Source organism: Roseburia porci, assembly GCF_009695765.1.
In the GTDB taxonomy this organism is placed as follows: domain Bacteria; phylum Bacillota; class Clostridia; order Lachnospirales; family Lachnospiraceae; genus Roseburia; species Roseburia porci.
Window position 1 is genome coordinate 1 of the sequence record NZ_VUNI01000040.1, and the last position, 8,094, is coordinate 8,094.

At 44.0% G+C, this 8,094-nt stretch carries 4 protein-coding genes and 1 pseudogene; 2 read left to right on the forward strand and 3 right to left on the reverse strand.

The genetic code is table 11. The features are described 5' to 3' along the window. Window positions 1-297: 297 nt before the first annotated feature. Together FYJ75_RS14020 and asnB are read left to right on the forward strand one after the other, a co-directional pair. The gene (locus tag FYJ75_RS14020; RefSeq protein WP_154431031.1) at window positions 298-2,409 is read left to right on the forward strand and encodes a methyl-accepting chemotaxis protein; all 2,112 of its coding nucleotides are present in this window, start codon (window positions 298-300) and stop codon (window positions 2,407-2,409) included. Between the two features lie 113 nt (window positions 2,410-2,522). After that, window positions 2,523-4,370 carry an asparagine synthase (glutamine-hydrolyzing) gene (gene asnB, locus FYJ75_RS14025; RefSeq protein ID WP_154431032.1) on the forward strand — a complete coding sequence of 616 codons (1,848 nt, stop codon included), beginning with the start codon at window positions 2,523-2,525 and terminating at the stop codon, window positions 4,368-4,370. 120 nt (window positions 4,371-4,490) lie between these two features. Here asnB and FYJ75_RS14030 read toward each other — a convergent pair whose 3' ends face one another. The 3 genes and pseudogenes from FYJ75_RS14030 to FYJ75_RS14040 all read right to left on the reverse strand — a co-directional run bounded on the left by FYJ75_RS14030 (window position 4,491) and on the right by FYJ75_RS14040 (window position 7,118). Beyond that, on the reverse strand, window positions 4,491-5,294 hold the full coding sequence (locus FYJ75_RS14030) for a shikimate kinase (protein WP_154431033.1): 804 nt from the start codon (window positions 5,292-5,294) through the stop codon (window positions 4,491-4,493). A 148-nt stretch (window positions 5,295-5,442) separates the two neighbouring features. Next, window positions 5,443-6,210 (reverse strand): type I 3-dehydroquinate dehydratase, encoded by a 768-nt coding sequence (gene aroD / locus FYJ75_RS14035; RefSeq protein WP_154431034.1) that lies wholly within the window; start codon window positions 6,208-6,210, stop codon window positions 5,443-5,445. 35 nt (window positions 6,211-6,245) lie between these two features. Next, a pseudogene (locus FYJ75_RS14040) lies at window positions 6,246-7,118 on the reverse strand (shikimate dehydrogenase). Window positions 7,119-8,094: the final 976 nt, after the last annotated feature.

The window sequence follows — 8,094 nt, forward strand, 5'->3', positions numbered from 1 at the left end:
ATGATGTTGTTCCTGTTACCTGATTAGGTGTTGTGTATATATTCAATTTTTAAAACCGACTGCTTAGGCGGTTTATTTGCTATGCTCTTTATTTTTAGGCTGTCCTCTGCTTGTTTGTTTCAAACTTTTCCTCCCATTCATTTTTCTAGATTGTATCATTTTTTCATGCATTGTTCTATATGAAATGGATCTGATTGCCAATTGTTAAAAATGTATGGGAAAACACAGTATTTATCTTGAAAGTTTATCGAAAATAAACTAAAATGAGATTAGTACTTTTGGTCAGGAGGAAACACTATGGGCTACAATGAAAATGAATTTAAAGAAAAAGCCAATCGAAAGGCACGGGGAATCTGGATTATATTTGCGGTTCTGCTGTGCGCCAACTATGGAGATGACGTATCACGCGGTGATTATTCCGGTCTGAATTATGTTATTTTCCTGCTTTTATGCTGGGTTCCGATTCTGTCCGGAGAGATTCTTCTCCGTGTAAAAGGATGGTCGACGGATCTCTACCGCAAAGACCTTGCGTTTGGATACGGCATCTTTTATACCTTTGTTGTCTGCACAACATCTTCGTCCATTGCGTTTGCTTACATACTTCCGGTCACAAGTCTTCTTGTCATCTACAAAGACAAAGCGTTCATGATCGTGTGCGGTGTGTCCAACTGCATTGTCATCATCGCAAGTGCGTTTTACCGCTATATGACCGGTCTGAACTCCGCAGCTTATGTAAAAGATTATCAGATTGAATTATCCTGTCTGGTTCTCTGCTATATCTGCTATGTAATGGCGATCCGTCATCTGAACGAGTCCGATGGTGCACTGACCGAAAGCATCCGCTCCGATCTTGAGCGCGTTGTAAATACCGTTGAAAAAGTAAAAGGTGCCAGCAATACGGTCATGGACGGTATCACCGTAGTCCGTGAACTTGCTTCCGAAAACAAACACGGATCTGACATGGTCGTTCTTGGTATGAACGAACTGAAAGGCAATAACGAAGTGCTCCAGGAACGTACGACTTCCTCCATGGACATGACAACCGACATCAGTTCCCAGGTACAGAATGTTGTTTCCCTGATCGATCAAATGGTATCTCTGACTGCCGAATCCGAAAAACATGCCTCAACCAGTGTAACGGATCTTGACAGTCTTGTGGAGACCGCCCATACAATGTCCCGCCTTTCTACCGAGGTTGAGGATGTTCTTCATGATTTCCGTGACCAGTTTGAGACCGTAAAAGCAGAAACCGGAACGATCGAGAATATCTCATCCCAGACCAATCTGCTTGCGCTGAATGCGTCCATTGAAGCTGCGCGTGCTGGAGACGCCGGTAAAGGATTTGCTGTTGTTGCAGAAGAGATCCGTACTCTGAGTGCTGAGACACAGAATTCCTCCGGTCAGATCCGCGAAGCCCTCACACATTTACAGGAAACTTCCGATAAAATGACCCAGTCCGTGGAACAGACGTTAAATCTGATTCAGGAGACTCTGGAAAAAGTCACAAAAACAAGTGAAAATATCAGCAAAATCCATTCTGATTCCAACCAGCTTGGTGATCATATCGAAGTCATTGATACTGCAATCAAGGAAGTGGAAACCTCCAATCTCCAGCTTGTAGACAACATGAAACAGGTATCGCATGTTGTATCAGATATGAATACCTGCGTCACCAGTTCCGATGATACAAGCCGAAGAATGGTAAGCAAATATGAAGAAAGTGCTGATAACATCAATTCCATCGAAAGCACTCTGGAAACACTGATGTGTGAACTTGGAATTGGCGGTTTTATGGGTATTGAAGACATTGTTCCGGGCATGAAGATCGAGCTTCATCGCAACGCGGATACTTCCCGCACCGAATACCATGGCGAGCTTGTGGAACAGCTGGATGACGGAATCATTGTGAACTTTACCAAAGAACCAGTAAATACAGACTCTGCTGACTTCTGTGTACAGGTTACCGCAGGCAATATCCTTTACTGCTGGGATCATACAGAGCTTTACCCAGATCCGGAACACAGACCTCATACTTATTTGATCACAGTTCATTCCAGACCTCGTATCAATAACCGCAGAAAATATCCGCGCGTTGATATTTCCAATGCATGTACGATTACGGTGAAAAAGACCGGTCAGACATTCCAGGGACAACTGGATAATCTGAGTGCAAATGGTTTTGCATTCCTTTCGGATGACAAATTCTTTGCGCAGAATAAAGGAGCCGAGCTGACCATTGAGATCCATGATTTTGCATTGCCGGAACATAATATTCTGGAAGGCCGCATCATCCGCTGCTCTGATAATGACGGCATGTACATTGTAGGCTGCCAGATGCCGGAAGACAGCTATTATATCATGGATTATGTGGAAAAACTTCTGGAGCAGGAGAAACACACAGCTCACTAATCCGCAGAAAACGCAATCTTTTCGCAGAATTGTATCAGACAATCCCAAATTGCATATACTGTGTATAAAATAATGGTGACCGTGTCTGCGGCACCTTTTCTCAGGAGTGCAATATGTGTGGAATTGCAGGATTTTGCAATCATAAAATGAATTATGAAAACCAGGCAGGCAGCTGGCGCACCTGTCTGGAACAAATGAGAACTGTGCTGGCGCACAGAGGAAATGACAATCATGGGATTTACCTGAATAAAACAACCGGGCTTGCACACAGCCGTCTGAGTATCCGCGATATTGCGGGCGGCAGCCAGCCTATGACCCGAAAACTTGACGGTCATTCTTTTACCATCGTCTATAATGGCGAGATCTACAATACCGACGAGCTGATACCAGAGCTCTCCAAAAACGGCTATATCTTCGAAACAACCTCCGATACGGAGGTCATTTTATATTCTTATATGCATTTTGGTCCGGAATTTGTCCGTCATCTGAATGGGATTTTTTCTTTTGCCATCTGGGATGACCGGCTGAAACGGCTGCTTTTATACCGGGATCGTGCCGGCGTAAAACCGCTTTTTTACACCCTGTATGACGGCACACTGATTTTCGGTTCGGAACCAAAAGCATGTTTCCAGTTTCCTGGTTTTACTCCTTCTGTCGATCAAAAAAGTCTGCAGGAACTTCTGTCCATCGGGCCTGCACATACGTCCGGATGTGGTATCTTCAAAGATCTTTTTGAAGTGCTTCCCGGACATTTTCTTACTTTTTCCACTGCCGGGCTTACGGACGAAACCTACTGGGAACTGCAAAGCTATGAGCATCATGCAGACTATAAGGACACGGTCGCACATACACGGTTTCTTGTGGAAGATGCGATCACAAGACAGATGGTCTCTGACGTGCCTGTCTGCACCTTTTTATCCGGTGGCATCGATTCGAGCATTGTAACCGCCATCGCCTCCCGTTATCTGAAAAAACAGGGGCAGACGCTCAATACCTTTTCTTTTGATTTCAAAGGAAATGATATTTACTTTCAATCCAATTCCTTTCAGCCGGAGCGTGATCTGCCATACGTGCGCAAAATGCTGACCTGGTACGATACGAATCACTCTTACCTTGAATGTGATGAAGAGACACTGTATCACGCGCTTTTTACCGCCGTGGACGCCAAAGATCTTCCGTGCATGACAGATGTGGATTCCTCGCTTCTTTACTTCTGCAATCTGGTAAGCAGGCAGAACAAGGTTGCTTTGACCGGTGAATGCGCAGATGAAATATTTGGCGGCTATCCGTGGTTCTACCGCAAGGAGCTTCTCGAAAAGGACGGTTTTCCATGGTCCTCCGACATCACACCGCGAACTGCCTTTCTAAACGAAGATGTCACAAAAGAGCTGGATCTTGCGTCCTATTCCCATGCCCGTTATGAAGAATCGAAAAAACAGGCACCGCTTCTCCCTGAGGAATCGCCGGAAGATCAGAGCCGGCGTATCATCGGCTACCTGAATATCAAATGGTTTATGCAGACGCTGCTTGACCGTATGGACCGCACAAGCATGTATTCCGGTCTCGAGGCAAGAGTTCCATTCGCCGATCACCGCATCATCGAATATGTTTTTAACGTGCCATGGCATATGAAGTACCAGAATGGGGTCGAAAAAACACTGCTTCGCGATGCCTGCAGCGACCTTCTTCCGCCGGAGCTTCTGCACCGCAAGAAAAGCCCTTATCCAAAGACCTATCACCCGGGCTATGAGAAGCTTTTGATCCACGGAATGGAAGAGATTCTCTCTGACCCGAATTCCCCGGTTCTTCCGCTTCTTGACTCTGCAAAGGTCAGACAGTTCCTTTCTGCTCCTGCAGAATACGGAAAGCCATGGTTTGGCCAGCTGATGGCAGGTCCACAGCTGATCGCATATTTTATCCAGCTCAATTACTGGATGGAAAAATACCATATCTCGATTTAATCTCTTATTTCAAAAAACGCAGTCTGGGGATTTCTTCCCAAACTGCGTTTTTCTCTTTCTGCATTGTTATTTTTCTGCGACTCTCTCTGGAATGCTCACTGCTTATGATACGGTCTCTTTTTATTTTGCCGCTTCTTCTTTTGCATTATCAAAAGCGATCAGTTTTGCAATGATCTCTTCACAGATCTGTGTTACGGTCTTTGCATCTGTCTCAACTACGATATCGGCTGCTGCAAGATATTTCTCGCGTCTTTTCTCCATCAGACCTGCAATGAAGTCTACGTTCATATTGTTATTTAAGATTGGTCTCTCATCGCTGTCTTTGACACGTTCAAAGATTGTTTCCGGTTTTGCAGTAAGAAGAACGATGCGGCCATTTTTCTTCATATGATCTGCATTTTCTGCTCTCATAACAACACCACCACCGCAGGATACAATGGTCTGTTTGCATTTCTGCAGTTCGATCAGTGTGTTGCTCTCAAGGTTACGGAAGTATGTCTCACCATATTCATCAAAAATCTCAGAAATTGACATGCCCTGCTTCTCAACGATCATCTGATCCATCTCCACGCGGTTCATCTCAAGCTTCTCCTGCAGTTCTCCGGCGATCGTACTCTTTCCGGCGCCCATGAATCCGATCAGGAATACATTGTAATCAAACAGACTTTTTGCCTGGATTCTGCGGCTGTTTTTCATGATATATTTAAAAATATCCAGAATTTCTTCTTCAAATTCGTTATCCCCAAGCTTTGCTTCGAGTGCATCGGTCTGCTTCTTCTCCTGCTCCGGCTGAAGGATCGGGATTCCTGTCGCTTTCTTGTAAGCGATGATCTCCTGAATATGCCCCATACGTTTTGCTAACTGTTCGATGATGATATCATCGCATTCTCCAATTTTCTCTCGAATCTGTTCAATCTTATCCATCTTTTATTCTCCTAAAAATATAATAACCACAATTCCCAACTGAAAGTTATGGGATACTGTGGTTATTATAACAAGAACTATTCTATTTTACAAGGAAAATATTTTAGCACTTTAAAGTGGTTGTGTTATAAAGTTAACAAAGTCCGGTTTATGCCATGCTGTTGTGAATCAGATTGAGCACAGTATTCAGATCTGTTGCATTCATCTGTCCCGGTGCAGATGCTTTTCCAACCGCACCAAATGTAAGTGCAGAGCCAAATACTTCTCCACAAAGGCGGCTGATCAGTCCTGTTCCAGCCATTGACATGGTAATGATCGGACGGTCTGCATGCTCAGATGACATCTCTTCCGTTGCTGCAAGAAGTGTGAGAACATCCTTTTTGTTCTGTGGCATAACTGCGATCTTTGGAATGTCCGCACCAAGCTCCTGCATTTTGCAGAGACGGCGCACAAGTTCTTCCTTCTCCGGAGTCTTGTCAAAATCGTGGTTGGATGCCACGACTTTCACACCGCTGGCATGTGCTGCTTCAATGATGTCACGCACAATGTCATCCCCGGTAAAGGCTTCCACGTCGATCAGATCAACCAGTCCGGTTGCTGCAGCTTTTTTATTAAGCTCGGCGTATGCCTCAGGTTCGATTGCCCGTTCTCCCCCCTCTTTGGAAGTACGGAATGTAAAAAGAATTGGTGTATCGGAGAGCGCCGGGCGCAGATCCTTTAATACATCCTCAACCTTTGCGAAATCAAAAACTCCCTCAAACCAGTCTACACGCCATTCCACAACATCTTTTTTTACCCCATCAAAGGAGCGTGCTGCTGCAAGGATCTCTTCTTTCGTTTTTCCTACGATCGGTACACAGATCTTTGGAACGCCTTTTCCGATCTTCACGCCACGCACTTCTACATAGTTACTCATGTTGTTCTCCCTTCTTTGTCTTAGATTCTGAATGCTTAATATCTGATATTTAAAACTTCTTTCATATGCTCAATTGGCATATCTTTTCCTGTCCAGAGTTTAAATGCAGCTGCTCCCTGGAATAACATCATTCCCATTCCATTCATATGTTTGCAGCCTGCTTCCTTACACATGGATAAAAATCTGGTCTCTAACGGAGCATATACAGTGTCTGCACAGATCAGATCCGGGCGCAGATAAGAAGTATCCGGAAGCCATGTCTATCCCTCGAGCGGTTTCATTCCCATTCCAGTTGCATTAACCAGAAGGTAGGAATCCTCAATCTCTTTTCTTAACTGCTCTTTGTCATCTAGATCATACAGCGTTGCTTTGCAGTCGGTTCTCTCATTGATCTTACGTACGGTTTCCACTGCATTGTCCCAGAATTTGTCATGAATGTTAAAGATTGAAATCTCTTTTACCCCATCTAATGCGGCCTGGATCTCAATTGCAGTTGCAGCTCCACCAGCTCCTGCGATCGTCATTTTCTTTCCGATCACATCGATATCATTGTCCTGTAATGCCTGCATAAAACCGATTCCATCCGTAATATGTCCGGTCAGAACACCGTTCTCGTTTGTAATCGTATTAACCGCTCCACAAAGCTCTGCTGCCGGTGACAGTTTATCCAGATACTGTCCAACCACTGTTTTGTTTGGCATGGATACGTTAGATCCTACCATTTTCAATGCACGAAGTCCCTTGACTGCATCCTCTAATGTACTGTTGTCAACTTCGAATGCCAGGTATGCATAATCCAGTCCAAGATATGCAAATGCTTCATTATGCATTGCCGGTGAATTGGAATGACGGATTGGGTATGCCATCAGTCCGATCAGTTCTGTGTGTCCTGTAATTCTCTCTGCCATAATTTTTCTCCTTTTCATCATACACGATTCGGCTTGAAATTTGTACTGCCAGTTTCTTTTGTTCCATATTTAGTAGAACGCCCATTATGTTAAAAACTTAACAACCTTTGATAGGTATATTATAAGTCCGTTTGATTAATACTACTAATGAAATTTTTAAGCATAATTGATAGCATATGCGTATTGGTTGTGGTATATTTAAGACATATAAGGATTAGGAGGCAAAAGGTGGTTCTTCACTTTTGAATTAGCAAATTACACAAAGCAGTGCCTATTATGTTCCATTGTCCGAAAATAAGAAAATCTAAGTTTACCTGATTTGTATTTTTCAAAGTGACGTGTACGTCTTAAACGCCCCGTCCATGGGGCGTTAAGACTTTTGCTGCCGTCCTTGGCAGCAAAACACTGGCTACAAGCAGGCAAACTAAGATTTTCTAATTTTCTCCCAGGTCACAAAATCAGTCACTGTTTTGTGTAATTTGCCAGCCACTATGCTAAAAGCCACCTTTTGCCCCCTAATATGACTTAATAGACATTTGCGAAACTACCAAAATCTAAACTAAGCATGTGCTGTGAGTACAGGTAACTCGCAGGTGCTTCAGAGCGGCCGGTACTTAGCGACCGTACAAATAACAGAATCCGTGCTGTGCATTTACTGCACAGCATCGGAGCCATGCGCCGAACAGCATATATGCTGTTCGTGTGCATCACAGGATGTGGTTCGCATAAAATGCGAACTATATCCCGCTGCCTGCGATGAGCAGCGAGAGCGTGCCTGTGATTACTTGTACCTACAGTACATGCCAGAGTAAGTTTAAAATAATTTCGCGATTACCTATTAAGACTTAATAGGCAATTGCGAAACAAGTTCGCAATCTTGATTGAAAACAAGGATAGACTCCTGCATTGCAAGATTCTTAGAATGGAAGGTGGCGGTCATTAATTTGTGGCATGACAAAAAGGCTTCCTAGTTACT

Bases quoted from the DNA above. Each gene is read 5' to 3' on its own strand.
- FYJ75_RS14020 (WP_154431031.1), top strand. From the start codon at position 298: ATGGGCTACAATGAAAATGAATTTAAAGAAAAAGCCAATCGAAAGGCA.
- asnB (WP_154431032.1), top strand. From the start codon at position 2,523: ATGTGTGGAATTGCAGGATTTTGCAATCATAAAATGAATTATGAAAAC.
- FYJ75_RS14030 (WP_154431033.1), bottom strand. From the start codon at position 5,294: ATGGATAAGATTGAACAGATTCGAGAGAAAATTGGAGAATGCGATGAT.
- aroD (WP_154431034.1), bottom strand. From the start codon at position 6,210: ATGAGTAACTATGTAGAAGTGCGTGGCGTGAAGATCGGAAAAGGCGTT.